The 24,706-nt window shown below is 64.8% G+C and carries 22 protein-coding genes; 12 read left to right on the forward strand and 10 right to left on the reverse strand.

Going from position 1 to position 24,706, the window contains the following annotated elements:
• Positions 1-17: 17 nt before the first annotated feature.
• Positions 18-776, forward strand: a complete 759-nt coding sequence (locus ACDI39_RS10870) for an SDR family NAD(P)-dependent oxidoreductase (protein ID WP_225788180.1) — start codon at positions 18-20, stop codon at positions 774-776.
• Here ACDI39_RS10870 and ACDI39_RS10875 read toward each other — a convergent pair.
• Positions 773-1,561 (reverse strand): LysR family transcriptional regulator, encoded by a 789-nt coding sequence (locus ACDI39_RS10875; protein WP_225788179.1) that lies wholly within the window; start codon positions 1,559-1,561, stop codon positions 773-775. The genes ACDI39_RS10870 and ACDI39_RS10875 overlap by 4 nt on opposite strands.
• A 101-nt stretch (positions 1,562-1,662) precedes the next feature.
• On the opposite strand from ACDI39_RS10875, the gene ACDI39_RS10880 reads away from it, so the two are divergent.
• The gene (locus ACDI39_RS10880; RefSeq protein ID WP_225788178.1) at positions 1,663-2,391 is read left to right on the forward strand and encodes an SDR family oxidoreductase; all 729 of its coding nucleotides are present in this window, start codon (positions 1,663-1,665) and stop codon (positions 2,389-2,391) included.
• A gap of 86 nt (positions 2,392-2,477) precedes the next feature.
• Here ACDI39_RS10880 and ACDI39_RS10885 read toward each other — a convergent pair whose 3' ends face one another.
• The 7 genes from ACDI39_RS10885 to ACDI39_RS10915 form a co-directional block, all read right to left on the reverse strand.
• The gene (locus ACDI39_RS10885) at positions 2,478-3,347 is read right to left on the reverse strand and encodes an efflux RND transporter periplasmic adaptor subunit (protein WP_253081648.1); all 870 of its coding nucleotides are present in this window, start codon (positions 3,345-3,347) and stop codon (positions 2,478-2,480) included.
• A gap of 11 nt (positions 3,348-3,358) precedes the next feature.
• The gene (locus ACDI39_RS10890) at positions 3,359-3,565 is read right to left on the reverse strand and encodes a DUF1656 domain-containing protein (RefSeq protein ID WP_225788176.1); all 207 of its coding nucleotides are present in this window, start codon (positions 3,563-3,565) and stop codon (positions 3,359-3,361) included.
• Positions 3,552-5,540: an FUSC family protein gene (locus ACDI39_RS10895; protein ID WP_253081647.1), complete on the reverse strand. Its 1,989-nt coding sequence runs from the start codon at positions 5,538-5,540 to the stop codon at positions 3,552-3,554. Before ACDI39_RS10895 ends, ACDI39_RS10890 begins: the two co-directional genes overlap by 14 nt.
• A gap of 258 nt (positions 5,541-5,798) precedes the next feature.
• Complete coding sequence (ccoM, locus tag ACDI39_RS10900; protein ID WP_008097462.1) at positions 5,799-5,915, reverse strand: cytochrome c oxidase subunit CcoM; 117 nt, start codon at positions 5,913-5,915, stop codon at positions 5,799-5,801.
• Between the two features lie 136 nt (positions 5,916-6,051).
• The gene (locus ACDI39_RS10905) at positions 6,052-6,213 is read right to left on the reverse strand and encodes a hypothetical protein (protein WP_225788174.1); all 162 of its coding nucleotides are present in this window, start codon (positions 6,211-6,213) and stop codon (positions 6,052-6,054) included.
• Positions 6,214-6,273: 60 nt separating this feature from the next.
• A complete protein-coding gene (locus tag ACDI39_RS10910) occupies positions 6,274-6,600 on the reverse strand; it encodes an aspartate-semialdehyde dehydrogenase (RefSeq protein ID WP_253081646.1) in 327 nt (108 codons plus the stop codon).
• A 108-nt stretch (positions 6,601-6,708) separates the two neighbouring features.
• A complete protein-coding gene (locus tag ACDI39_RS10915; protein WP_253081645.1) occupies positions 6,709-7,401 on the reverse strand; it encodes a M949_RS01915 family surface polysaccharide biosynthesis protein in 693 nt (230 codons plus the stop codon).
• A gap of 118 nt (positions 7,402-7,519) precedes the next feature.
• Here ACDI39_RS10915 and rapA point away from each other — a divergent pair, with 118 nt between their 5' ends.
• The gene (rapA, locus tag ACDI39_RS10920; RefSeq protein WP_368816454.1) at positions 7,520-10,366 is read left to right on the forward strand and encodes an RNA polymerase-associated protein RapA; all 2,847 of its coding nucleotides are present in this window, start codon (positions 7,520-7,522) and stop codon (positions 10,364-10,366) included.
• 248 nt (positions 10,367-10,614) lie between these two features.
• A complete protein-coding gene (locus tag ACDI39_RS10925) occupies positions 10,615-12,879 on the forward strand; it encodes a putative bifunctional diguanylate cyclase/phosphodiesterase (protein ID WP_225788170.1) in 2,265 nt (754 codons plus the stop codon).
• Here ACDI39_RS10925 and ACDI39_RS10930 read toward each other — a convergent pair.
• Positions 12,779-13,666 carry an NAD(P)-dependent oxidoreductase gene (locus ACDI39_RS10930; protein WP_225788169.1) on the reverse strand — a complete coding sequence of 296 codons (888 nt, stop codon included), beginning with the start codon at positions 13,664-13,666 and terminating at the stop codon, positions 12,779-12,781. The genes ACDI39_RS10925 and ACDI39_RS10930 overlap by 101 nt on opposite strands.
• A 196-nt stretch (positions 13,667-13,862) precedes the next feature.
• On the opposite strand from ACDI39_RS10930, the gene ACDI39_RS10935 reads away from it, so the two are divergent.
• On the forward strand, positions 13,863-16,046 hold the full coding sequence (locus tag ACDI39_RS10935; RefSeq protein WP_225788168.1) for a hypothetical protein: 2,184 nt from the start codon (positions 13,863-13,865) through the stop codon (positions 16,044-16,046).
• A 291-nt stretch (positions 16,047-16,337) separates the two neighbouring features.
• On the opposite strand, the gene ACDI39_RS10940 is transcribed toward ACDI39_RS10935, so the two are convergent.
• Positions 16,338-16,643, reverse strand: a complete 306-nt coding sequence (locus tag ACDI39_RS10940) for a DUF2288 domain-containing protein (protein WP_225788167.1) — start codon at positions 16,641-16,643, stop codon at positions 16,338-16,340.
• A 360-nt stretch (positions 16,644-17,003) separates the two neighbouring features.
• Between ACDI39_RS10940 and ACDI39_RS10945 the strand changes: the two genes are divergently transcribed.
• The 7 genes from ACDI39_RS10945 (at position 17,004) to ACDI39_RS10975 (ending at position 24,702) form a co-directional block, all read left to right on the forward strand.
• Positions 17,004-18,122, forward strand: coding sequence for a branched-chain amino acid ABC transporter substrate-binding protein (locus tag ACDI39_RS10945; RefSeq protein ID WP_225788166.1), 1,119 nt, complete (start codon positions 17,004-17,006; stop codon positions 18,120-18,122).
• Between the two features lie 224 nt (positions 18,123-18,346).
• On the forward strand, positions 18,347-19,270 hold the full coding sequence (gene livH, locus ACDI39_RS10950) for a high-affinity branched-chain amino acid ABC transporter permease LivH (RefSeq protein WP_225788165.1): 924 nt from the start codon (positions 18,347-18,349) through the stop codon (positions 19,268-19,270).
• Positions 19,267-20,523, forward strand: coding sequence for a high-affinity branched-chain amino acid ABC transporter permease LivM (locus ACDI39_RS10955; protein WP_225788164.1), 1,257 nt, complete (start codon positions 19,267-19,269; stop codon positions 20,521-20,523). The genes livH and ACDI39_RS10955 overlap by 4 nt, the downstream gene beginning before the upstream one ends.
• Positions 20,520-21,287 (forward strand): high-affinity branched-chain amino acid ABC transporter ATP-binding protein LivG, encoded by a 768-nt coding sequence (gene livG / locus ACDI39_RS10960; protein WP_225788163.1) that lies wholly within the window; start codon positions 20,520-20,522, stop codon positions 21,285-21,287. Before ACDI39_RS10955 ends, livG begins: the two co-directional genes overlap by 4 nt.
• The gene (locus tag ACDI39_RS10965; protein WP_225788162.1) at positions 21,288-21,989 is read left to right on the forward strand and encodes an ABC transporter ATP-binding protein; all 702 of its coding nucleotides are present in this window, start codon (positions 21,288-21,290) and stop codon (positions 21,987-21,989) included. It abuts the gene before it with no gap.
• Between the two features lie 319 nt (positions 21,990-22,308).
• Positions 22,309-22,983: a COG3650 family protein gene (locus ACDI39_RS10970; RefSeq protein ID WP_225788161.1), complete on the forward strand. Its 675-nt coding sequence runs from the start codon at positions 22,309-22,311 to the stop codon at positions 22,981-22,983.
• 105 nt (positions 22,984-23,088) lie between these two features.
• The gene (locus ACDI39_RS10975; protein WP_225788160.1) at positions 23,089-24,702 is read left to right on the forward strand and encodes an NAD(P)/FAD-dependent oxidoreductase; all 1,614 of its coding nucleotides are present in this window, start codon (positions 23,089-23,091) and stop codon (positions 24,700-24,702) included.
• Positions 24,703-24,706: the final 4 nt, after the last annotated feature.

Raw genomic sequence — 24,706 nt, forward strand, 5'->3', positions numbered from 1 at the left:
TCAACGAGGTAACCGACATGACCCGCAAGCTCGCTCTGATCACCGGCGCCAGCCGCGGCCTGGGCAGGAACGCCGCCGAGCACCTGGCCGCACGCGGCATCGACATCATCGGCACCTACCACAGCAAGGCCGACGAGGCCCGCGCCGTAGCCGAGCGCCTGGAACAGGCCGGGGTGAAGGCCGCCATGCTGCAGCTGGATGTCAGCGACAGCGGCAGCTTCGTCGCCTTCGCCGAACGCCTGGGCGAAACCCTCCAGCAGCGGTTCGACCGCCCCGATTTCGACTTCCTGGTGAACAATGCCGGCATCGGCGTGAACGTGCCCTTCGCCGAAACCAGCGAGGCCCAGTTCGACCAGTTGCTGAACATCCAGCTCAAAGGGCCGTTCTTCCTGACCCAGCGCCTGTTGCCGCTGCTGGCCGACGGTGGCCGCATCGTCAACATCTCCAGCGGCCTGACCCGTTTCGCCCTGCCCGGCTATGCCGCCTACGCCGCCATGAAGGGGGCGATGGAGGTACTGACCCGCTACCAGGCCAAGGAACTGGGCGCGCACGGCATTCGCGTGAACATCCTGGCACCAGGCGCCATCGAGACCGATTTCGGTGGCGGCGTCGTACGCGACAACCAGCAGGTCAATGCTTTCATCGCCAGCAATACCGCGCTGGGGCGTGTCGGCCTGCCCGACGACATCGGCGCCGCCATAGCCCTGTTGCTGGAAGAAGGCAATGGCTGGATCACCGGCCAGCGCCTGGAGGTTTCCGGCGGCATGTTCCTTTAAAGGCTGGCCGGGCCACTCAGGAACTGCTGCAGGCTGGCCAGCGCCGGCAGTACCAGGGCCTGGCTGGTCAGGCACAGGCCGACCCGACGGCGCAGCGCCAGCCCCGGGCTTGGCTGCCAGTAGATGCCCGGGTGGCGTTCGACCAGCGATTGCGGCAACCAGGCCGCGCCCAAGCCGGCAGCGACCATGGCCAGGGCCTGCTGCAACGAAGCGGCCTGGCCCACCTGCTCGCCCTCGCCATACAGGCTCATCAGCCGTTGGTGCGAGGGGTGGTGCGGGCAGGTGATCCAGCGCCCGTCGGGCTGGCTGCCGGTAGCCATCGTCAGGACGAAAGCTTCCTCCCACAGCGGCAGGAACAGCTCATCCTCGCAACGCAGCGCCTCGTCGGCCAGCCGCGCATCACCATCGCAGCCCTCCAGCAAGGTCAACTGCAAGCCACCGACGGCCTGGCTGGCCAGGCGCACGCAGGCTTCGACCTGTGCCGGCGCGATATCCGCCTCGATACCCAATGCCAACGACACCCGCTCCTGCCCCTGGCGGAAACGCAGGCGCAGCGCCTCGGCTTCAGCGACCATGCGGCACGCCTGCGGATACAGCTGGCGCGCCTGTTCGCTGACCTCGACCCCACGGGCCTGACGCAGGAACAGTTCGACGCCCAGGTCGTCCTCCAACTGGCGAATGGTCACCGACAAGGTCGGCTGGGCCACGCACAAGCGCTGCGCGGCAACGGTGATGTTGCGTTCTTCGAACACAGCGATGAACGCTTTGAGGTGACGGATATCCATAGACAGAACCGATGCCATCCAGAGAAATAAGCCGTTTTTCAGGGCCGAAAGGGTTATCTAGAATCCCGGCCATCGAAAACGATTATGCCTGGGAGGCAGTCATGAACAAACCGCTGATCATCGTCACGGGCGCCAGCTCCGGTATCGGCGCCGCTACCGCTCGCCTGTTCTCCGCCGCCGGCCACCCGCTGCTGCTGGTCGCTCGACGGCTGGAGCGTCTCGAAGCGCTGGGCCTGCCCGATTGCCTGTGCCGCGCCGTGGACATCCGCGACCGTGCGACACTGGCCGCCGCCGTGCAGGAAGCCGAAGCGCTGTATGGGCCGGCCGATGCGCTGGTGAACAATGCCGGGGTGATGCTGCTGGGGCAGATGCACGAACAGGATCCGCAGCAGTGGGAGCGCATGTTCGACATCAACGTCAAAGGGCTGCTCAACGGCGTGCATGCCCTGCTCGGCGGCATGGTCGAGCGGCGCCGCGGCACGCTGATCAATGTCAGCTCCGTGGCTGGGCGCAAGACCTTCCCCAACCACGTGGCCTACGTGGGCAGCAAGTTCGCCGTGCATGGGTTGTCGGAGAACCTGCGCGAGGAGCTGGCACCGCATAACGTGCGGGTGGTGACCATTGCGCCGGGTGCGGTGGAGACCGAGTTGCTCGGGCATACCACCGACGAGGGCATCAAGCGCGACTACGAGGCCTGGAAGGCCAATGACATGGGAGGCGTGGTGCTGGCGGCGGAGGATGTGGCCGGGGCCATCGTCTGGGCTTACCAGCAGCCACAGCAGGTATGCATTCGAGAGATCGTGCTGGCGGCTACGGCGCAGCAGCCCTGAACAGCCGGGGCTTCAGTTGCATTTGGGATCGCTTCGCGCCCCATCGTCGGCAATATTGGCGCCGTCGCCTGCCGTATCCATGAGGCTCAACGCTCGGCCTGGTCCTCTTGCACCTGCACGCTCGCCGTCATCCCGGCACTGAGGCTCACGCCCTCGGGTATCCGGTCCAGGCGTATCCGCACCGGTATGCGCTGCGCCAGGCGTACCCAGTTGAAGGTCGGCTCGACCTCGGGCAACAACTGGCTGTCGGGGTTGCTGTTACGGTCGGTGATGCCGCGGCTGATGCTTTCCACATGCCCCTGGATCGATTCGCCCGCGCCCATCAGCCAGACCTTGACCGGGTCACCCTCGCGAATGCGCGGCAGCTTGGTCTCCTCGAAGTAGGCCTGGATATAGAAGGTCGAGTCGTCCACCAGCGCCATCACCGGCTGCCCGGTGGTGACATAGTTACCCTCGGCCAGGCGCAGGTTGGTGATGTGCCCGCTACGCGGCGCGCGTACTTCGCTGCGGGCCAGGTTGATCTTGGCCACCTGCAACTGCGCCTCGGCCTCGTGCAGCTCGCCCCGGGCGATCGCGGCGTTGATCTGGGCGTTCTCCCGCAGTTCGGCGCTGATCGCCCCCGGCCCCAACGCGGTACGCCGCGCCGCCTCGCGCTCACGCAGGCGCAACTGCTGGGCGCGGGTCTCGGCCACCGCGCTGGCCTGGTCGAACGCCGCCTGGAAGCGCTCGCGGTCGATGCTCATGAGCACCTCGCCCGCCTTGACCTGCTGGTTGTCGTGCACCGCGAGCCGGCGCACCCAGCCGGAAACGTCCGGTGCGATCACCACCACATCGGCGCGCACCCGCGCATCGCGGGTCCAGGGGGTGAGCATGTAGTACTGCCACAGGCGATAGCCGGCGAACACCGCGACCACCACCACACACAAGGTAACCAAGATACGTACCGCTGTACGCATGGATCGACTCCTTACAAAGGCCCCAGCAGATGCACCACCAGGGACAGGACACAAACGAACAACGCCGCATCGAACAACGCTTCGTGCCAGATCCAGCGCCCCAACGGCGTGGCCTGCACCACCAGGCGCAACAGGCCGGTCAAGACCAGCGCCATCAACACATAGACCAGGAACGGGCTGAGCAGCACGCCACCCAGCGCCCATTCACGCAACCCCATGGACGTCCTCCTGCCAGCGGCACCATTTGCCCCAGCTCCTGCGCAACTGCAGTACCGCCCCTTCGGCCAGGCGCAACGGGTCGCTCGGGGGCAGTCGGCGCAAGGCCTCGATGAACTGTTCACTGGCCGCGTCCAGGCGCTCGCCGCGCCCTGGCGCCGGCCCGCTGGCCAGCACCGCCGCCAATTGCTGCAGGTACTGGCGCTCGGCATCGCCCAGTGGCGCCTGGGCCACGGCCAGGCACATGCGCAGGTGCACCAGCTCATCGCCGATGTCCAGGCCGTGCAGGCCATCGTCCCAGCGCTTGCGCTCGGCTTCCGGCAACTCGCTGGCATGCCGCGCCAGCTGCATCAGGCGGTCGGCCATGCGCCCGCCGAACCAGCTGTCGGCGCCACGCAGGTCACGCCGGGTCAGGCGCACCAGGTCGCCCTGGGTCGCCGCCCGCAGGCGCCTGCCAAGCCAGGCCGGGTGGCGCAGCACCAGCAGGCGGAACGCCAAGACAGCGGCGCCCACCCCGATCAGCATGGCCTGGGCACTGTTGAGCATGGTCGCCACGTCGAAGTGCATGGCATTGAGCGGCGCCACCAGGACGATGAAATGCAAGCAATAGGACGTGGCGGTCGCGCCGATGCGCGGATGGGCCATGCCCAGGGCACCGAAGAACAGCGGAACCCCCATGCCCAGGCAGAGCATGGCGAAGCTGCTCCATTGCGGCAGGAGGATCTGCCCGACGAAGAAGGCCACGGGTACCGCCAGGAGGATCCCGCGCAGGAAGCTCAAGCCGATCTGCGCGCCGTTCTCACGGCTGGCGAACAGGCTGCAGACCACGCAGGTCAGCACCAGCCCACCCGGTGCCGAAGGCCAGGCGGTGGCCAGCCAGAAACAGGCCATCACCAGGAACGCCACGGCGCTGCGCGTGCCGAACAGTAATGCCAGCGGCACGTCGCGGTGGGCGGCAAGCCCCTGGGCCACATCCGTCGGCGCCCTGCCCGCCTCCACGTCCTGCAACGCCTGGGTGGCGGCCATGGCAAAGTCCAACAACAAGGTCAGGCGCGCCAGGCAATAGTGTTCGGCGGAGCTGATCCGTTCGTCGTGGGCCGCGTCCCAGACACGCTGGCGCAGCAGCAACAGGCTCGGTCGATCGGGCTTGGCCAATTGCTCGCGGGCTTCATCCAGCCAGGGAGCCATCCGCTGTGCCTGGTCTTCGTCGAGCTGACGCCACTGCCGACGCACCGAGCGCGAAATGCGCAGCAGCACCATCAGCTTCTGGCTGAGCCCACGGATGGCTCTGGCCCGTTGCCGGCCGCGATTGCCTTCGAACCAGGCATGCTCGCGCTGGGCATCGATGGCGACGATCCGTCCGAGGATCTCCAGCAGCCCCTTGCGCGCCTCGTCTTCGCCACCGAGCATGGCGCTGGAGGCTTGCAGGCCGTTCTGCCAGGCCTGGCGCGCCTGGCCGCCGAGCTGTTGCTCCACCCGCATGGGCCAGAGCAAGGCGCTGGTGGCGGTGGCGCAGACGATGCCCAGGCAGATCTCGGTGCAGCGCGCCACCGCCTGGTCGAACACTTGCAAGGGATGGTCGATCGCCGGCAAGGCGATGATCGCCACGGTGTAGCCGGCCAGCACGAAGGCATAGGCCCAGGCGCTGCGCAGTTGGGTGGAAGCGGCGGTGCACAGCGCCAGCCATAGGGCCAGGGTGAGCAGGAAGAGCCAGGGCGCCTGGGCGAACAGGCCAATGAACAGCACCGACATGAAGGTCCCCACCAGGGTGCCGGCCAGGCGCGCCAGGCCCTTCTGCACCACCATGCCGGACAGCGGCTGGGCGACGATGAATGCCGTCATCAAGGCCCACGAAGGCTGCTCCAGGCCCCAACGCATGGCCAGCCACAACGCCAGGCCGCCACCGAGCAAGGTCTTGATGGCGAACTTGATGGCGAGGTCGCTGGGGGCGAACAGGGCCTTGAGGGTGATGGGCACGAATCGGACCTTGCGAGGGGATGGTGAATAGAAAGATAGACAACGGCGGGGAGGATAAAGCGGAAAGGGTGTAATTAGCTAGCTAATCATCTTTTTAGTCGAAGAGGTTGCACCTGTCTCTAGCGGGGCCACAAAGCCCCCCAAAAGGTAGCTGAACTACCCTCGGAGCAGCCCAATGGGTCGACAAGAAATTCCAGGCAAAAAAATGGGCGACCGAAGTCGCCCCAAATGCCTTGCGTGCTCGTGAATCCAGGAGGATCAGCGCGGCTTGCGCTTGTTCGAGTCCTTCCAGATGAAAATGCCCAGACCGGCAAAGAACGCGAACATCAACCCGACCGTTACCACACCAGCGATAACCACATTGTCGAAGAACATGTCGGCCTCCCGTTTGCGCCTGCCGTTGTCCGATGGGTGCAAGGTAACGAATGCAGGGGGAGGGAAAATTGACCGGAGTCAATGGTGCCCGGGGCCAGGCACGCGAGGCGGGCGCAGGTTTGACCTGCGTCAAGTTTCAGCGCTTCTTCGGCTTGCCCTTGGGCTTTTTCTTCTTCGCCTTGCCCAACGGCATGGCCTGCTCGAACGCCTGGCGCACTTCGTTCAGGCGCTTCTCGTTGAGGTCATGGATGCGTTTGGCGCGCTCGGCGCCGAAGTCGATCAGGTTGTCTTGGCTCATGGGCAGGCTCGACTGACAGCAGAGACTTGCATGATGACCGCAGGCGGCGTCCCTGGCCAGTCAGACTTCGATGTCGACCAGCAGGCCCTGGCGCGGGCGATCGCCCAGCGGCGCCACCGGCACGGTGTTGTCGGCATTGAGTTCATCGCCAGGCACGGCGTCGTAGCGCTCGTCCTGCGCATGCCGGCGGCGCTGCTGCTGACGGCGTTGCTCTTCGCGCAGCAGCAAGGCTTGCTCCTGGGGATCGCGCTGGTGCCGCAGGTCGATGGTGCCATCGCTGGAGGCAGGCTGCGCCGGGACCACCGGCGCAATGTCCGGGGTCGGCTTGACCGGGTCCTGTTGCGAGGTCACCGGGGCGGCGCTGATTGGAATGATCGGCGGCAACATGCAATTGTCTCCTGTGACCCTTGTATCGGCCGGCCATCAGCCACCTTGAACCTTCACGCACAGGATTGTGCGGGGCGTCACAACAGCGCCGAGGCCGCCAGAACGATCTCAGCCGGCAGCATCGTCCAGTTCGTCGTCGGTCGGCGGCCCGCCTTCGCTCCACGGCCGCTTGTAGACCTGCAGCCAGACCGCATCCATGTGCTCGCGCAACACGGGCGAGGCATTCTTCAACGAAGCGCTGTCGTGGCGCTCGCCGCCGATGGGCTCCTCGCCCGACGGAGTGACCAGCGACTGCCCGGTGATGGTATAGACCGCCTGGCCCTGGCGCATCTCGATGGCGATGTCGTGGGGATCGATGCCACCGCCGCAGAAGGCATGGCTGGCCACGGTCACCTCGGCGACACCGTCCTTGTCGAGGTCGCTGACGTCACTGACATCGGTATAGAAGTCCACATCCAGGTCCAGGCCCGGGCAGGTGGTTTCCTGCTCGCTCTGCCAACGCGGCGTGAACAGATCGCCATCGGCGCGGCCATACAAGGTGGCCTTGAGCACCACCTGGTCGACCTCCTGCTCGGCCTGCGCGTCGGTGGCCTGGCCATCGCTGCGGCTGAGCACCAGCAGACCCTCGCCATCGCGGTCGCGAAAGTGCACGCTCTTGATCGGCGTGCGCACGCCCAGCACTTCCAGTTGCTCGACCGGAATCGGCGGCAGGGTCTGGAAACCCTGCTGCTCGCAGGCGGCCAGCGACAGCAGGCCGCCCATGGCCAGGGAGGCATTCAACCAGCGGTGCTTGGCAGGCATGTCGGCGCGCAACCCTCCTCGGCAAGACGGTATTCGTCGATGAAGCAGCTAGACTCTTTGGTCTACCGGGCCTATCCGTTAACATAGCCGGCTTTTTCATCGCGGGAGTTCAGGCAGTATGGCGCAGCAGTATCAACCGGGGCAACGCTGGATCAGCGACAGCGAAGCCGAGCTCGGCCTGGGGACCATCCTGGCGCAGGATGGCCGCCTGCTGACCGTGCTCTACCCGGCCACTGGCGACACCCGCCAATATTCCCTGCGCAATGCGCCGCTGACCCGCGTACGCTTTTCGCCCGGTGACCAGATCACCCACTTCGACGGCTGGAAACTGACCGTGCGCGAGGTCGAGGACGCCGATGGCCTGCTGGTCTACCACGGCCTCGACAACCAGAACCAGCCGCGTGTCCTGCCGGAAACCCAGCTGTCCAACTTCATCCAGTTCCGCCTGGCCAGCGACCGTCTGTTCGCCGGCCAGATCGACCCGCTGCCGTGGTTTTCCCTGCGCTACAACACCCTGCAGCACACCAGCAAGCAGATGCTGTCGTCGCTGTGGGGCCTGGGCGGTTGCCGCGCCCAGCCCATCGCCCACCAATTGCACATCGCCCGCGAGGTGGCCGACCGTATCGCCCCGCGCGTGCTGCTGGCCGACGAAGTGGGCCTGGGCAAGACCATCGAGGCAGGCCTGGTGATCCATCGCCAGTTGCTCTGCGGACGCGCCAGCCGCGTGCTCATCCTGGTCCCGGAGAACCTCCAGCATCAATGGCTGGTGGAAATGCGCCGGCGCTTCAACCTGCAGGTGGCACTGTTTGATGCCGAGCGCTTCATCGAGAGCGACGCCAGCAACCCGTTCGAAGATGCCCAGTTGGCGCTGGTGGCCCTGGAGTGGCTGGTCGACGACGAAAAGGCCCAGGATGCCCTGTTCGCCGCGGGCTGGGACCTGCTGGTGGTCGACGAGGCCCACCACCTGGTCTGGCACGAGGAGCAGGCCAGCCCCGAGTACACCCTGGTCGAGCAACTGGCCCAGGTCATCCCTGGCGTGCTGCTGCTGACCGCCACCCCCGAGCAACTGGGCCAGGACAGCCACTTCGCCCGCCTGCGCCTGCTCGACCCCAACCGATTCCACGACCTGGCCGCGTTCCGCGCCGAGAGCGAGCACTATCGCCCGGTGGCCGAAGCGGTACAGGAACTGCTCGATGAGGGCCGCCTGTCGCCCAAGGCCCACGCCACCATCGAAGGCTTCCTCGGTGCCGAAGGCGAAACCCTGCTGGCCGCGGTCAGCGCTGGCGACAGCCAGGCCAACGCACGCCTGATCCGCGAACTGCTCGACCGCCACGGCACCGGGCGGGTGCTGTTTCGCAACACCCGCGCGGCGATCCAGGGCTTCCCGGAACGCCAGTTGCACCCCTACCCGCTGGCCAACCCGGAGCAGTACCGCGACCTGCCCAACGGCGAGCACGCCGAGCTGTACCCGGAGGTGGCCTTCCAGGCCCAGGGCGAAACCAACGACGACGAGCGCTGGTGGCGCTTCGACCCACGGGTCGACTGGCTGATCGATACCCTGAAGATGCTCAAGCGCACCAAGGTCCTGGTGATCTGCGCCCACGCCGAGACCGCCATGGACCTGGAGGACGCCCTGCGCGTGCGCTCCGGCATCCCGGCCACGGTGTTCCATGAAGGCATGAGCATCCTCGAGCGCGACCGTGCCGCGGCCTACTTCGCCGACGAGGAGTTCGGCGCCCAAGTACTGATCTGTTCGGAAATCGGCAGCGAGGGGCGCAACTTCCAGTTCGCCCATCACCTGGTGATGTTCGACCTGCCGGCCCACCCGGACCTGCTCGAACAGCGGATCGGCCGCCTCGACCGGATCGGTCAGAAACACACCATCGAACTGCACGTGCCCTACCTGCAGGACAGCCCCCAGGAGCGCCTGTTCCAGTGGTACCATCTGGGCCTGAACGCCTTCCTCGCCACCTGCCCGACCGGCAATGCCCTGCAGCACCGTTTCGGCCCGCGCCTGCTGCCGATGCTCGAAGCCGGCGACGGCAGCGCCTGGGACAAGCTGGTGGCCGAGGCGCGCGCCGAGCGCGAGCGCCTGGAAGCCGAGCTGCACAGCGGCCGCGACCGCCTGCTGGAGCTCAACTCGGGCGGTGCCGGCGAAGGCCAGGCCCTGGTCGAGGCGATCCTCGAGCAGGATGACCAGTTCGCCCTGCCGATCTATATGGAAACCCTGTTCGACGCCTTCGGCATCGACAGCGAGGACCATTCGGAAAACGCCCTGATCCTCAAGCCGAGCGAGAAGATGCTCGACGCCAGCTTCCCGCTGGGCGACGAGGAAGGCGTGACCATCACCTACGACCGTGGCCAGGCCCTGTCCCGCGAGGACATGCAATTCCTGACCTGGGAACACCCGATGGTCCAGGGCGGCATGGACCTGGTGCTGTCCGGCTCCATGGGCAACACCGCCGTGGCGCTGATCAAGAACAAGGCGCTCAAGCCCGGCACCGTGCTGCTCGAGCTGCTCTACGTCAGCGAAGTGGTTGCCCCGCGCCACCTGCAACTGGGCCGCTACCTGCCATCGGCAGCCTTGCGCTGCCTGCTCGATGCCAACGGCAACGACCTGGCGCCTCGCGTGGCCTTCGAGACCCTCAACGACCAGTTGGAGAGCGTGCCCAAGGCCAGCGCCAACAAGTTCGTCCAGGCCCAGCGTGACGTACTGGCCAAGCGCATTGCCGGTGGCGAAGCCAAGGTCATGCCCACGCACGAGGAGCGGGTGGCCGAAGCCCAGCGACGCCTCGCCGCCGAGGCCGACGAAGAGCTGGCCCGCCTGACGGCGCTCAAGGCGGTCAACCCAAGCGTGCGCGACAGCGAGATCGACGCCTTGCGCAAGCAGCGCGAGGATGGCCTGGCCATGCTGGAGAAGGCCGCCCTGCGCCTGGAGGCGATCCGCGTGCTGGTCGCGGGCTGATGCCTTAGTACATGCAACATGCTGGGGCCGCTTCGTGCCCATCGCTGGCAAGCTGGCGATGGGCACGAAGCAGCCCCATGGAATTTCCCACCGCCCTTAGATCTCCCCGCTATCACGCCAATATCCAAATGATTGAAATCAAAGTGCCATCAATCAGGAAGGCTTAATCACCCGTTCCTATACTGCTGCTCAACGGTCTCCGTGAAGACTTCCTGGAGACGCGCGAGAACTCGACGAAGAGGCAAGCAATGGAATGGCTGGGACTGCAATTGTTCGCCGAGCTGCCGACCAGCGGACAGATCGTTCTCGACTGCCGTCATGAACCTTTCATGGTCGTGCTCGCCTATGCGGTGGCCTGCGCGGCATGCTTCGCCACCCTCGACATGGCCGAACGCCAATGCCACAGCGAAGACGACGCTGCGCGCCGGCAATGGCGCATGCTCGGCGCCTGCTGCCTGGCCGGCGGTATCTGGGCCATGCACTTCATCAGCATGCTGGCGTTCCAGGCGCCCCTGGAGATCCACTACGACGTGCCCCTGACCGGGCTGTCGCTGCTGATCGCCCTGCTCGCCGCCTGGCTGGCGATGAACACCCTCGATCGCAGCGCGATGCGCCCGCGCCACTACCTGCAGGCCGCGCTGTTCATCGGGCTGGGCATCACCCTGATGCACTATGTCGGCATGGCCGCGCTGCAGGCCAGTGCCCAGCAGTATTACCAGGCCGGCCTGGTAGTGGCGTCCCTGGGCATCGCCATCGCCACCAGCCTGCTGGCCCTGTTGATGGCCCGCTACTTCAGCAATGGCGCCGGCACCCTGCACCTGGTGCTGAAGTACGGCGCCAGCCTGCTGATGGCCGCCGGCATCGTGGCCACCCATTTCACCGGCATGGCCGCGATGACCCTGGTGATCCCGGCCGACACCGCCCTGCGCCTGCCCTCGGTGGACAACAGCCTGCAACTGGGGCTGACCCTCGCCTCCATCACCTTGCTGATCTGTGGCGGCAGCATCAGCGCGGCGCTGTCGGACAAGAAGCTGCAAAGCAAGGAACGCGACCTGCGCCGGGTCAACGTGCTGCTCAGCCAGCTCGACCAGGCCCGGGTCTCGCTGCAGCAGGCCGCCCACTACGATGCCCTGACCAACCTGGTCAACCGCCGAGGCTTCAACCAGGTATTCGCCGAGCGTCTGGTGGAACACAGTGCCAACGACGGCATGCTGGCCGTCATGTTCCTCGACATCGATCACTTCAAGCGGATCAACGACAGCCTCGGCCATGCCGCCGGCGACGAGTTGCTCAAGGTGATCGCCGACCACATCAAGGCCGCCACCCGCAACCAGGACCTGGTGGCGCGTTTCGGTGGCGACGAATTCTGCATCGTCACCAGCCTCAACAGCCGCGACGAAGCACGCCACCTGGCCCAGCGCATCATGCAACGGATGAAAGAGCCAATCGACCTGGGCGGGCGGCGCATGGTCATGACCACCAGCATCGGCATCAGCATCTTCCCCGATGACGGCCGCACCGCCGAAGAACTGCTCAAGAACGCCGACCTGGCGCTGTACCAGTCCAAGGGCTGCGGGCGCAACAGCCTGAACTTCTTCGACAACGGCCTGAAGACCCGCGCCACCCTGGAGCTGCAACTGGAGGAAGAGCTGCGCCTGGCCCTGCTCGAAGAATGCGGCCTGTGCGTGCACTACCAGCCGATCTTCGACCTGCACAACGGCCAGGTGGCCAAGCTCGAAGCCCTGGTGCGCTGGCAGCATCCGCAACATGGGCTGCTCGCCCCCGACCGTTTCATCGGTATCGCCGAGACCAACGGCCTGATCGTCGACCTTGATCTATGGGTGCTGCGCCGCGCCTGCGAAGACCTGGCCCGGCTCAACCGCCACGGCTATGGCGCGCTCAAGGTCACGGTCAATTGCTCGGCAGTGACCCTGGGGCGCGAGGAGTTGGCCAGCGAGGTGGAGATGGCGCTGTTCCAGGCCGGCCTGACACCTCGCCAACTGGAACTGGAAGTCACCGAGAATGCCCTGATGGGCGATATCCAGCGCACCGTCAGCCTGCTCAAGCGTATCCGCGCCCAGGGCGTGGCCCTGTCGATCGACGACTTCGGTACCGGCTATTCATCGCTGGCCTACCTCAAGCGCCTGCCCTTGGACGTGCTGAAGATCGATCGCTCGTTCATCCAGGACGTGCCGGGTAGCCAGAAGGACCGCGAGATCGTCCAGGCGATCATCATCATGGCCCATACCCTGCACCTGCAGGTGGTCTGCGAAGGCGTCGAGACCGTGGAGCAGCACGAGTTCCTCGCCGCCCACGGCTGCGACTTCCTCCAGGGCTACCTGCTCAGCCGCCCGGTGCCACTGGCCGAGCTACGCCCGATCCTCGAACGGCTCGACCGCCAGGACAGCGACTTCAGCCCTTGTTGCGATACAGTTCTACCAGGGTCGCTGGATCTTTTTGCAGATAGCCCTGGCTACCGTGCAAGCGCATCAATTGCGCGGCGAGGCCACTGAGCGGCGTTGCCGAGCCCTGCTCGCGCGAGAACTTCACTGCAGTATCCAGGTCCTTGAGCAATGTGCGCACGTGCCACTTGATCGGCTCGAAACGGCTCTCGGCCATCTGTGGCGCGAGGATCTGCAACGGCTTGGAGTCGGCGAAACCGCCTGCCAGGGCCTCGGCGATCAGCCGCGCATCGACCCCGGACTGCTCGGCCAGGGCCACCACCTCGGCGATCACCAGGGCATTGCAGGCCACGATCATCTGGTTGCAGGCCTTGGTCACTTGGCCCGCACCGATGCCCCCCATGTGGGTCACCCGCTGGCCCAGGGTCAGCAGCACCGGGCGCGCCCGCGCCAGGTCCTCGGCCTCGCCGCCGACCATGATCGCCAGGGTGCCGGCCTCGGCGCCGGGGGTGCCACCCGATACCGGCGCATCCAGCCAGGCCATGCCGCACAGTGCCGCCAGCTCGGCGGCCATCTCGCGGGTGGCGGTCGGCTCCAGGCTGGAGAAGTCCACCAGCAACTGGCCACTGCGCCCGCCCTGGGCCACGCCCTGCTCGCCGAACACCACCTCGCGCACCACCGCCGTATCGGCCAGGCACAGCAGCACCATGTCCGTGTCACGGCACAGCTCGGCGGGGCTGGCGGCCAGGCGCGCGCCGGCGGCAACCAGTTCAGCGCACTTCTGCGGGCTACGGTTCCAGACCGTCAGCGGGTAGCCCGCGGCCAGCAGGCGCCGGCACATCGGCAGGCCCATCAGGCCGATTCCGGCGAATCCCAGCGAAGGCAATGCAGTACTCATGAGCAACTCCAGGCAGATGATTAAAGAAGCAGGGCAATCGGGCGATGCACTGCGAAGGCGACAAGACAACTCACGGGATATAAGGCAAACCCCTATCGCCTACGTGAAAGGCGCACTGATACAGTCGCGAAATTTCCCAATGATGGCTATATGACATACCTGTCGACGGCCCACCACCCAAGGCGAATGGCGCACTATGACCTCTACCAACACTTCTGCCAATGCGCTGCCCGAGTCGTCCATCCCCTCTTCCTCGCCGGCCGCGCTGTCCCCGCGGGACCTGCAGCCCACGCGCCTGCTGCCGACGCAACAATACCTCTACTACACCGAGCAGGACATCCAGCGCATCCTCGACAACCTCGACGGCCTGCGCGACCTGGTGTTCCCGCAGAACCTGCACGTCGAGGACGAAAGCCAGCTACGCCTCGAACAGCAGTTCCCCTCGGTGTGCCTGATCGGCCTGGGCCGCTGCGGCTCGAACATCGCCCTGGACGTGGCAGAACTGGTCTACAACGCCCGCACCTTCTTCCTCAACGAGTTCAACAACGAGGAGCGCAACAAGGGCGAGGCCGGCTACAGCCCGGCACGCTGGATCCGCCAGAACCTGCGCCTGGTGCAGAACAAGGTGGCGAAGCCGGTATTCCTGGTCGAGCCGCTGGTGATGCTGGGCGACCTGGACAAGGACATCGCCGGGCGCATCCGCTTCTCGCGCAAGGGCGAGCGCGGGGGCTTCCTGCGCGACTACAGCAAGATGAAGATCATGGACCTGTCCGAGGTCCACGCCGGCGGTGCCGGCAATGCGCCGATCCTCGGCCAGTACCTGGCCAAGATCATCCTCAACAAGGACACCCAGCGCTTCTCCAGCAGCGACTGGAAGCTGATCCACTCGTACCTGATCGACTCCTGCGGTATCAAGGCCAACCAGTCGCGCCTGTATTTCTACATCTTCAGCGCCGGTGGCGGCACTGGCTCGGGCATGGCCTCGGAGTTCGGCCTGGCCCAGCAGTACTCGTACATGAACAAAACCTTCGACACCAAGCCGGCCGACGAGAATGACGGCAAGAGCGGGCATTCGTTCGTCTTCGAGCCGATCTTCACCAGCGGCATCTGCGTACTGCCGAACGTTTCCGACCATCGCAGCGAGATGTCCGAAGCCCTGCACATCAACGCCGGGCGCTTGCTGTGCAAGTACCTCTCGGAAGAGTGGGACTTCTCGTACAACTTCGACAACGAAGACAGCAGCGAAGCCAGCGTCATGGGCCGCATCCGCCCGTGGAACGCGATGATGCTGATTTCCAACGACATCATGCGCTACGCCGAGGAGAACGACGACGGCACGATCCAGAACATCGACGTCAACGCCATGGAGAAGCACGCCAACCAGTACATCTCCCAGCAGATCTTCAACATCCTCACGGCCCAGGCGGTGACCACCGACTACGACCAGAACTACTTCCGCCGTGCCGGCATCGATATCGGCGAGACCATTCGCCTGGATGCCAATGACCTGTTCATGAGCCTGGCCGGCCCGGTGGCCATCGCCTATGCCGAATCGGTGGTGCCGGAGCAGCCTGTGCCCGGTTCGGACAAGTTCAAGGTGTTCGAGAAGGAAAACCCGCGACTGGACATCGACGACCTGTTCCTGCGCTCCATCGACCTGCCGCACTTCAACAAGCAGACCCAGGCCATCGAAGGCATCAGCCTGCTGCCGATCGAGTCACGCCGCTACCGCGCGGCCCTGGAGCAGTACCAGGCTTCGGGCTACGACGCGGCGGCGCTGCATGACCTGCACTTTTTCAAGAACTGCTCGTCGGTGGTGTCGATCGTTTCGCTGCCCAAGGACTACAAGCTGTCGTACATGGACCTGAACCGGCTCAAGACGCACCTCAACAGCCTGTTCCCCAACACCACCCTCAAGCGCTACGCCCTGGTGATCGGCGCCTCGGCCAACCTCTCGCTGACCACCCTGATCGCCAAGAGCCCGTGCCTGTCGGACGACTTCCTGACCTTGATCGTGGCCTTCATCAAGCGCTGCTTCGCCCGCAACCCGTATCGCTTCGACGACACCCTGGACAACGCCATCCTCGAGTTCATCACCAGCGAGCAGTTCGACGAGGCACGCATCGACGAGTTGCTCAACGAGTTCGAGAACCCGGCGAAGATACTCGACACCAACTGGTATGCGATCAAGCCGATGTACGAGAAGAAGTACCGCGAACTGATCAATGACAAGAGCCGCTTCGTCTCGATCAACGACATCCGCCTGTCGCGCGACTGCGTGAAGAAGGCGGTGAAGTACCTGCGCGAGATCTTCCGCCACCGGATCGGCAAGACGCGAGTGATCTCGCTGAACAACCATACCGGGCGGGTCGACTACTGACGGCACGGGGCCGCTTCGCGCCCCATCGCCGGCAAGCCGGCTCCCACAGGTATTGTGCTGATCCCAAAAGCAGCGCAATACCCTGCAAATCACATCATTTGCAATCGACTCACCCTGTGGGAGCCGGCTTGCCGGCGATGGGCGCGAAGCAGCCCCTATTACGCATACCGTAAACTGTTACCGCGCAGCCGAATCACTCACCCGACTGTTACCAACATCCACCCCACCTGAACGTCGATACGCACCAGCACGGAAGACCTGTGCGTTTTCACGCACCAAAAAAGCGCAGCCTCACTGCGCTTTCTTCTCTTGCATCACCACGAATGGCGAAACCACCACCGCCCAGATCTGCGGATCGCGGTTCTGCAGGTCTAGCGCCTGCTGCGCAGTGACCGGGGCGACAGTGCCATCGTTACGCCACTTGGCGAAGATCTCGCTGCGATTCTCGGCCATCGCCTCGGCAACGGCGATCAGGTCCAAGCTCGGGTCGACCCAAATCAGGTCACCCTTGGCCCAGAAACGCTCCAGTGCCTTCCACTCGATGATTGCCGTCTCGCCGAGCAATTTGGCATAGAGGGTGCTTGCTTGATCAGTCATGGGTTCCTACCAGCAGAAAAACGGCCAATGAAAAGGCCGGCATTTTTGCAGAAAAACCCGGTTTCAAATATGTAATTTGGTCGATTGGCCCCGAACTTGTGGGGTGGGGCCAGGGATGCAGGCAAAGTAATGGCGCTTTTCTGTATCTTTATGTCGACCAGGCGACACCCCGGGAAACAGACGCTTTTCGCCCGCTTTTCAAGCGCTTGGACAGCGCTCTACACTGTACCGGTACAGTTCCGGGACACGTTCCGGGGGAAGGTGGGCTTGCGACATGGCGTGGCCATGCCGGCGTTCCCGCCCGATCTGTAGCCCTGGCCGCCAGGACTATAAGAATTACAACAGAATGAGTGGAGCACTATGATCAAGATTTCCAAGCTGTTCGCCGCAATGGTCCTGGCTGGGGTCGCCAGCCATTCGGTTGCCGCCGACACCATCAAGATCGGCATCGCCGGTCCCAAGACCGGTCCGGTCACCCAGTACGGCGACATGCAGTTCATCGGCGCCAAACAAGCCATCAAGGACATCAACGCCAAGGGCGGCGTCGACGGCAAGATGCTCGAGGCCAAGGAATACGACGACGCGTGCGACCCGAAACAGGCCGTCGCGGTCGCCAACAAGGTGGTCAACGATGGCGTCAAGTTCGTGGTCGGCCACCTGTGCTCCAGCTCCACCCAGCCTGCGTCCGACATCTACGAAGACGAAGGCGTGATCATGATCACCCCAGCCGCCACCAGCCCGGAAATCACCGCCCGTGGCTACAAGCTGGTGTTCCGCACCATCGGCCTGGACAGCGCCCAGGGCCCGGCCGCCGGCAACTACATCGCCGACCACGTCAAGCCGAAGGTCGTCGCGGTCCTGCACGACAAGCAGCAGTACGGCGAAGGCATCGCCACCGCGGTCAAGCAGACCCTCGAAGGCAAGGGCGTCAAGGTCGCCGTCTTCGAAGGCCTGAACGCCGGTGACAAGGACTTCTCCTCGATCATCCAGAAGCTCAAGCAGAACAACGTCGACTTCGTCTACTACGGCGGCTACCACCCAGAGCTGGGCCTGATCCTGCGCCAGTCGAAGGAAAAAGGCCTGAACGCCAAGTTCATGGGCCCGGAAGGCGTGGGCAACGACTCCATCTCGCAGATCGCCCAGAGCGCCTCCGAAGGCCTGCTGGTGACTCTGCCCAAGTCCTTCGACGCGGATCCTGCGAACAAGGCGATCGTCGACGCCATCAAGGGTGACGGCAAGGATCCGAGCGGTCCGTTCGTGTTCCCGGCCTACTCCGCCGTCCAGGTGATCGCCGATGGCATCAAGGCCGCCGGCACCAGCGACGACGCCGAGAAAGTCGCCGAGGAAATCCACAAGGGCACCTTCCACACCCCGACCGGCGACCTGTCGTTCGACGAGAAAGGCGACCTGAAGGACTTCAAGTTCGTGGTCTACGAATGGCACTTCGGCAAGCCGAAGACCGAAGTCTCCCCTCAGTAACAGCGTGACTAGCTAACTGGAAGCCCACTGTGTGAGCAGTGGGCTTTGTTTTACGAGGTTCATGGGCCCGATTCCCGCGATCCGGGAGGGGGTTCACCTGAAAATCTTAAAACCGTCACCCGCGGTTCCCTGGCCGTGCCCGCCCTCGTTGCCAACGCCTACGAGGCGAGCCGGGTTCATCACCCGCCAGCGAAATGCTAATCAGGTTTTTAGGAGCGCTGTAAATGCCTGAGATCTACCATTTCTTCCAACAACTGGTTAATGGATTGACCATCGGCAGCACCTACGCCTTGATCGCCATCGGCTACACGATGGTGTACGGCATCATCGGCATGATCAACTTCGCCCATGGCGAGGTGTACATGATCGGTTCCTACGTGGCCTTCATCGCCCTGGCGGGCCTGGCCATGATGGGCATCGACTCGCTGCCGCTGCTGATGGCCGTGGCGTTCATCGCCACCATGGTCGTGACCAGTGCCTATGGCTATAGCATCGAACGGGTCGCCTACCGGCCGTTGCGCAACAGCAACCGCCTGATCCCGCTGATCTCCGCCATCGGCATGTCGATCTTCCTGCAGAACACCGTCCTGCTGTCGCAGGACTCCAAGGACAAGTCCATCCCCAACCTGATCCCGGGCTCCTTCTCCTTCGGGCCGGGCGGCGCGCAAGAGGTGCTGGTGTCCTACATGCAGATCCTGGTCTTCGTGGTCACCCTCGTGGCCATGACCTGCCTGACCCTGTTCATCTCCCGTTCCCGTCTGGGTCGCGCCTGCCGCGCCTGCGCCGAGGACCTCAAGATGGCCAACCTGCTGGGCATCAACACCAACAACATCATCGCCTTGACCTTCGTCATCGGTGCCGCCCTGGCGGCGGTGGCGGCCGTACTGCTGAGCATGCAGTACGGGGTGATCAACCCCAACGCCGGCTTCCTGGTGGGCCTGAAGGCCTTCACCGCGGCGGTACTGGGCGGCATCGGCAGCATCCCGGGCGCCATGCTCGGCGGGCTGGTGCTGGGCGTGGCGGAAGCCTTCGGCGCCGACATCTTCGGCGACCAGTACAAGGACGTGGTGGCGTTCGGCCTGTTGGTTCTCGTCTTGCTGTTCCGGCCGACCGGCATCCTGGGCCGTCCGGAGGTTGAAAAAGTATGAACAGACATCTCAAACAGGCGCTGTTCAGCGCCGCCCTGGTCTGGGCCGTGGCCTTCCCGGTGCTGGGCCTGAAACTCAGCATCGACGGCATCCGGCTGGTGGTCCACAGCCAGGGCCCGTTCACCCTCACGGTCATCACCGTCTGCTCGGTACTGATGTTCCTGCGCGTGCTGTTCGACAAGCAATGGAACTCGATGATGCGCGGGCGCTCCGAGCGCAAGCTGATCCCGCCAGCCGTCAGCAACTACCTGACCCTGCCCAAGACCCAGCGCTGGGTGATCCTGGGCCTGATCGTGGTGGCGCTGGTCTGGCCGTTCTTCGGCTCGCGTGGCGCGGTCGACATCGCCACCCTGATCCTGATCTACGTGTTGCTGGGCCTGGGCCTGAACATCGTGGTGGGCCTTGCCGGCCTGCTCGACCTGGGCTACGTCGGCTTCTACGCCGTCGGCGCCTACAGCTACGCCCTGCTGTCGCACTACTACGGCCTGAGCTTCTGGGTGTGCCTGCCGATCGCCGGCCTGATGGCGGCCATCTTCGGCTTCCTGCTGGGCTTCCCGGTGCTGCGCCTGCGCGGTGACTACCTGGCGATCGTGACCCTGGGCTTCGGCGAGATCATCCGCCTGTTCCTGCGCAACCTCACCAGCCTCACGGGCGGCCCCAACGGCATCAGCAACATCGACAAGCCGACCTTCTTCGGCCTGACCTTCGAACGCCGCGCCGCCGAGGGGATGCAGACCTTCCACGAGTTCTTCGGCCTGCCGTACAACTCGATCAACAAGGTCATCTTCCTCTACCTGGTAGCCCTGCTGCTGGCGTTGCTGGCGCTGTTCGTCATCAACCGCCTGCTGCGCATGCCGATCGGCCGCGCCTGGGAAGCCCTGCGCGAGGACGAGATCGCCTGCCGTGCCCTGGGCCTGAACCCGACCGTGATCAAGCTGTCGGCCTTCACCCTGGGTGCCTGCTTCGCCGGTTTCGCCGGCAGCTTCTTCGCCGCTCGCCAAGGGCTGGTGACACCGGAGTCGTTCACCTTCATCGAGTCGGCGATCATCCTCGCCATCGTCGTCCTCGGCGGCATGGGTTCGCAGTTGGGCGTGATCCTCGCGGCCATCGTGATGATCCTGTTGCCGGAGCTGATGCGTGAGTTCAGCGAGTACCGCATGCTGATGTTCGGCGCGATGATGGTGTTGATGATGATCTGGCGTCCGCAAGGCCTGCTGCCTATGCAACGTCCACACATGGAGCTGCGTCGATGAGCCGCGAAATTCTGCAAGTCAGCGGCCTGAGCATGCGCTTCGGCGGCTTGTTGGCGGTCAATGGCGTGGGCCTGACCGTCAAGGAAAAACAGGTGGTGGCGCTGATCGGCCCGAACGGCGCCGGCAAGACCACCGTGTTCAACTGCCTGACCGGCTTCTACAAGCCCACTGGCGGCACCATCCTGCTCGATGGCCAGCCGATCCAGGGCCTGGCCGGCCACCAGATCGCCCGCAAGGGCGTGGTGCGGACCTTCCAGAACGTACGCCTGTTCAAGGAAATGACCGCGCTGGAAAACCTGCTGATCGCCCAGCACCGGCACCTGAACACCAACTTCTTCGCCGGCCTGCTCAAGACCCCGAGCTTCCGCCGCAGCGAGAAGGAGGCCATGGAACGGGCCCAGTACTGGCTGGAGAAGGTCAACCTGACCGCCTTCGCCAACCGTACCGCCGGTACCCTGGCCTACGGCCAGCAGCGTCGCCTGGAGATCGCCCGCTGCATGATGACCCAGCCCCGGATCATCATGCTCGACGAGCCGGCCGCTGGCCTCAACCCCCGGGAAACCGAGGACCTCAAGGCCCTGATCAGCTACCTTCGCGAGTCGCACAACGTGACGGTGCTGCTGATCGAGCACGACATGAAGCTGGTGATGAGCATTTCCGACCACATCGTGGTGATCAACCAGGGCACGCCCCTGGCCGACGGCACGCCGGAGGAGATCCGCGGCAACCCTGATGTGATCAAGGCCTACCTGGGGGAGGCGTAAATGCTGAAGTTCGAGAACGTTTCCACCTTCTACGGCAAGATCCAGGCGCTGCACAGCGTCAACGTGGAGATCAACCAGGGCGAGATCGTCACCCTGATCGGCGCCAACGGCGCCGGCAAGTCGACCCTGCTGATGACCCTCTGCGGCTCGCCCCAGGCACACAGCGGCAGCATCACGTACCTGGGCGAGGAGCTGGTCGGCCAGCCTTCCTCGCACATCATGCGCAAGAGCATCGCCGTGGTCCCGGAGGGCCGCCGCGTGTTCGCCCGCCTGACCGTGGAGGAGAACCTGGCCATGGGCGGCTTCTTCACCAGCAAGGGCGACTACCAGGAGCAGTTGGACAGGGTCCTGCAACTGTTCCCGCGCCTGAAGGAGCGCTATGTGCAGCGTGGCGGCACCATGTCCGGCGGCGAGCAGCAGATGCTGGCCATCGGCCGGGCGCTGATGAGCAAGCCCAAGCTGCTGCTGCTCGACGAGCCGTCGCTGGGCCTGGCGCCGATCATCATCCAGCAGATCTTCGACATCATCGAGCAGTTGCGCCGCGATGGCGTGACCGTGTTCCTGGTGGAGCAGAACGCCAACCAGGCGTTGAAGATCGCCGACCGCGCCTACGTGCTGGAGAACGGCCACGTGGTCATGCAGGGCACCGGCGAGGCGCTGCTCAGCGACCCGAAGGTGCGCGACGCCTACCTGGGCGGTTGATCGTCATGGTGTGGAAAAGGGCCTTCGGGCCAACGCCTGTCAGTTAAGCGGCGCTTTGTCATATTTGGGGCTGCCTCGCAGCCCATCGCCGGCAAGCCGGCTTCCCACAGGGACCGCGTCGACCACACATGATGCGGTTTGCACGGGCCATGTGGGAGCTTGCCGGCGATGGGGCGCGAAGCGGCCCCAAATGGCAATTGGGGCTTCGCCCGGCCCACCAGACCGCTGCCAACAGAGCGGAACACATGAAACCTTGTGATCGCCCCCCAGGCTGAGTAACGTGGCCACTTCTTTTGCTGGATCGCCCGGAGCCTGCCCCATGCGCGTCACCCCTTCCCTGCTGCTCGTCACCCTGCTCCCCCTGTTCGCAGGCTGCCAGGCGCTGGCGAACAAGCCAACCGACCCGAACATCGGCACCACGCGCATGCAGGGCGAACTGAGTGCCGGAGGTGGCAAGCTGCTGTTCAAGCCCTGCAGCGAAAGCCGCCACTTCGAGGTCAACGATGTAGGTGCCACCGGCCTGCTGCAGGAAGCCGCCAACCTCGCCGAGGATGCTGGCGACACACTGTTCGCCGACGTGCGCGGCCGCCTTGCCGGCAGCAAGCAGGCCGACAGCGATGGTCGCCTCGACGTGACACGCCTGTACCGTCTCGAGCCTTCCGCCAATGCCTGCGGCGACCCCAACTTCAAGCAACTGACCCTGCGCGCCGATGGCCATGAACCAGGCTGGGCGATCAAGGCCAGCGGCAAGGGTATGGTCCTGGAACGGCTCGGCCAGGATCCGCTGCCACTGCCCTACCTGGAAGAACAGATGCCCAACGGCGGCCTGAGCCTGTCCAGCGAAGCCAATGGGCAACACATCGAGCTCTGGGTCGCTCCGCAGCGTTGCGTCGACATCGCCACCGGCGCGATACGCCACCTGCGCGCCGAACTGCGCATCGACGGCCAGACCCTGCAAGGCTGCGGCTACTACGGCGGCGCCCGCGACAACTGATCGCCCGGATGCGTTTATCCTGCCAGTCAAGGTGGCGAACAGCTTATACTTGGCGGTTTGTGTAAAGCCGCCGGCCACCCCATGGCCGGGATACTGGATCCTGCCATGCTACGAATCACCGAACTGAAGCTGCCCCTGGACCATTCCGACGAGGCCCTGCGCGAGGCCATCGTCCAGCGCCTGGGCATCCTCGACGAGCAGTTGCTCAGCTTCACCCTGTTCAAGCGCAGCTACGACGCCCGCAAGAAGAACAGCGAGATGCTGTTCATCTACACCATCGACCTGGAAGCGAGCAACGAGGCGCAACTGCTGCACACGTTCGCCGATGACCGCAACATCAGCGTCGCCCCCGACATCAGCTACACATTCGTCGGCCAGGCTCCGGCCAACCAGGTGGAGCGCCCGATCGTGGTCGGCTTCGGCCCCTGTGGCATCTTCGCCGGCCTGTTGCTGGCACAGATGGGCTTTCGACCGATCATCCTAGAGCGCGGCAAGGAAGTGCGCCAGCGCACCAAGGACACCTGGGGCCTGTGGCGCAAGAGCGTGCTCAACCCCGAGTCCAACGTGCAGTTCGGCGAAGGCGGCGCCGGGACCTTCTCCGATGGCAAACTCTACAGCCAGATCAAGGACCCGCTGCACCATGGCCGCAAGGTCTTGGAAGAGTTCGTCAAGGCCGGCGCCCCGGACGAGATCCTCTACATCAGCAAGCCGCACATCGGTACCTTCCGCCTGACCGGCATGGTCGAGAACATGCGCCAGGAAATCATCGCCCTGGGCGGCGAAGTGCGTTTCCAGGAAAAGGTCACCGACCTGCTCATCGACGATGGCCAGCTCAACGGCGTGGTGCTGGAGAGCGGCGAGCAGTTGCATTCGCGCCATGTGGTCCTGGCCCTGGGGCACAGCGCTCGCGACACCTTCCGCATGCTGCACGGCAAGGGCATCTACATGGAAGCCAAGCCGTTTTCCATCGGTTTTCGCATCGAGCACCCACAATCGCTGATCGACAAGGCGCGCCTGGGCAAGTATGCCGGGCACCCGAAACTCGGCGCCGCCGACTACAAGCTGGTGCATCACGCCAGCAACGGCCGCTCGGTCTACAGCTTCTGCATGTGCCCAGGCGGCACCGTGGTCGCCGCCACCAGCGAGCCGGGCCGGGTGGTCACCAATGGCATGAGCCAGTATTCGCGTAACGAGCGCAACGCCAACTCCGGCATCGTCGTCGGCATCGACCCCGAACGCGACTACCCGGGCGGCCCGCTGGCCGGTATCGAGCTGCAGGAGCGCCTGGAAGCCCATGCCTACGTGCTGGGCGGCAGCAACTACCAGGCACCGGCGCAACTGGTCGGCGACTTCGTCGCCGGGCGGCCCTCCACCGAGCTGGGCAGTGTCGAGCCGTCCTACAAACCGGGGGTGACCCTCGGCGACCTGGCACCCAGCCTGCCCGATTTCGCCATCGAGGCCATCCGTGAGGCACTGCCGGCCTTCGATCGCCAGATCAAAGGCTACAACCTGCACGATGCGGTGCTGACCGGCATCGAGACGCGCACCTCCTCGCCCCTGCGCATCACCCGCGACGCCAGCTACCAGAGCCTCAACCTCAAGGGCCTGTTCCCGGCTGGCGAAGGCGCAGGTTACGCCGGCGGCATTCTCTCGGCCGGGGTCGATGGCATTCGCGTCGCCGAGGCGGTGGCGCGGGACATCCTGGGGCTGGATGCCTGACAGC

The organism is Pseudomonas sp. Tun-23181 (genome assembly GCF_057415455.1).

Bases quoted from the DNA above. Each gene is read 5' to 3' on its own strand.
- ACDI39_RS10945 (WP_225788166.1), top strand. From the start codon at position 17,004: ATGATCAAGATTTCCAAGCTGTTCGCCGCAATGGTCCTGGCTGGGGTC.
- ACDI39_RS10970 (WP_225788161.1), top strand. From the start codon at position 22,309: ATGCGCGTCACCCCTTCCCTGCTGCTCGTCACCCTGCTCCCCCTGTTC.
- livG (WP_225788163.1), top strand. From the start codon at position 20,520: ATGAGCCGCGAAATTCTGCAAGTCAGCGGCCTGAGCATGCGCTTCGGC.
- ACDI39_RS10965 (WP_225788162.1), top strand. From the start codon at position 21,288: ATGCTGAAGTTCGAGAACGTTTCCACCTTCTACGGCAAGATCCAGGCG.
- livH (WP_225788165.1), top strand. From the start codon at position 18,347: ATGCCTGAGATCTACCATTTCTTCCAACAACTGGTTAATGGATTGACC.
- ACDI39_RS10935 (WP_225788168.1), top strand. From the start codon at position 13,863: ATGACCTCTACCAACACTTCTGCCAATGCGCTGCCCGAGTCGTCCATC.
- ACDI39_RS10875 (WP_225788179.1), bottom strand. From the start codon at position 1,561: ATGGATATCCGTCACCTCAAAGCGTTCATCGCTGTGTTCGAAGAACGC.
- ACDI39_RS10955 (WP_225788164.1), top strand. From the start codon at position 19,267: ATGAACAGACATCTCAAACAGGCGCTGTTCAGCGCCGCCCTGGTCTGG.
- ACDI39_RS10905 (WP_225788174.1), bottom strand. From the start codon at position 6,213: ATGAGCCAAGACAACCTGATCGACTTCGGCGCCGAGCGCGCCAAACGC.
- ACDI39_RS10975 (WP_225788160.1), top strand. From the start codon at position 23,089: ATGCTACGAATCACCGAACTGAAGCTGCCCCTGGACCATTCCGACGAG.
- ACDI39_RS10940 (WP_225788167.1), bottom strand. From the start codon at position 16,643: ATGACTGATCAAGCAAGCACCCTCTATGCCAAATTGCTCGGCGAGACG.
- ACDI39_RS10880 (WP_225788178.1), top strand. From the start codon at position 1,663: ATGAACAAACCGCTGATCATCGTCACGGGCGCCAGCTCCGGTATCGGC.
- ACDI39_RS10885 (WP_253081648.1), bottom strand. From the start codon at position 3,347: ATGCGTACAGCGGTACGTATCTTGGTTACCTTGTGTGTGGTGGTGGTC.
- ACDI39_RS10870 (WP_225788180.1), top strand. From the start codon at position 18: ATGACCCGCAAGCTCGCTCTGATCACCGGCGCCAGCCGCGGCCTGGGC.
- ACDI39_RS10930 (WP_225788169.1), bottom strand. From the start codon at position 13,666: ATGAGTACTGCATTGCCTTCGCTGGGATTCGCCGGAATCGGCCTGATG.
- ACDI39_RS10925 (WP_225788170.1), top strand. From the start codon at position 10,615: ATGGAATGGCTGGGACTGCAATTGTTCGCCGAGCTGCCGACCAGCGGA.
- ACDI39_RS10915 (WP_253081645.1), bottom strand. From the start codon at position 7,401: ATGCCTGCCAAGCACCGCTGGTTGAATGCCTCCCTGGCCATGGGCGGC.
- ACDI39_RS10910 (WP_253081646.1), bottom strand. From the start codon at position 6,600: ATGTTGCCGCCGATCATTCCAATCAGCGCCGCCCCGGTGACCTCGCAA.
- ACDI39_RS10890 (WP_225788176.1), bottom strand. From the start codon at position 3,565: ATGGGGTTGCGTGAATGGGCGCTGGGTGGCGTGCTGCTCAGCCCGTTC.
- ccoM (WP_008097462.1), bottom strand. From the start codon at position 5,915: ATGTTCTTCGACAATGTGGTTATCGCTGGTGTGGTAACGGTCGGGTTG.
- rapA (WP_368816454.1), top strand. From the start codon at position 7,520: ATGGCGCAGCAGTATCAACCGGGGCAACGCTGGATCAGCGACAGCGAA.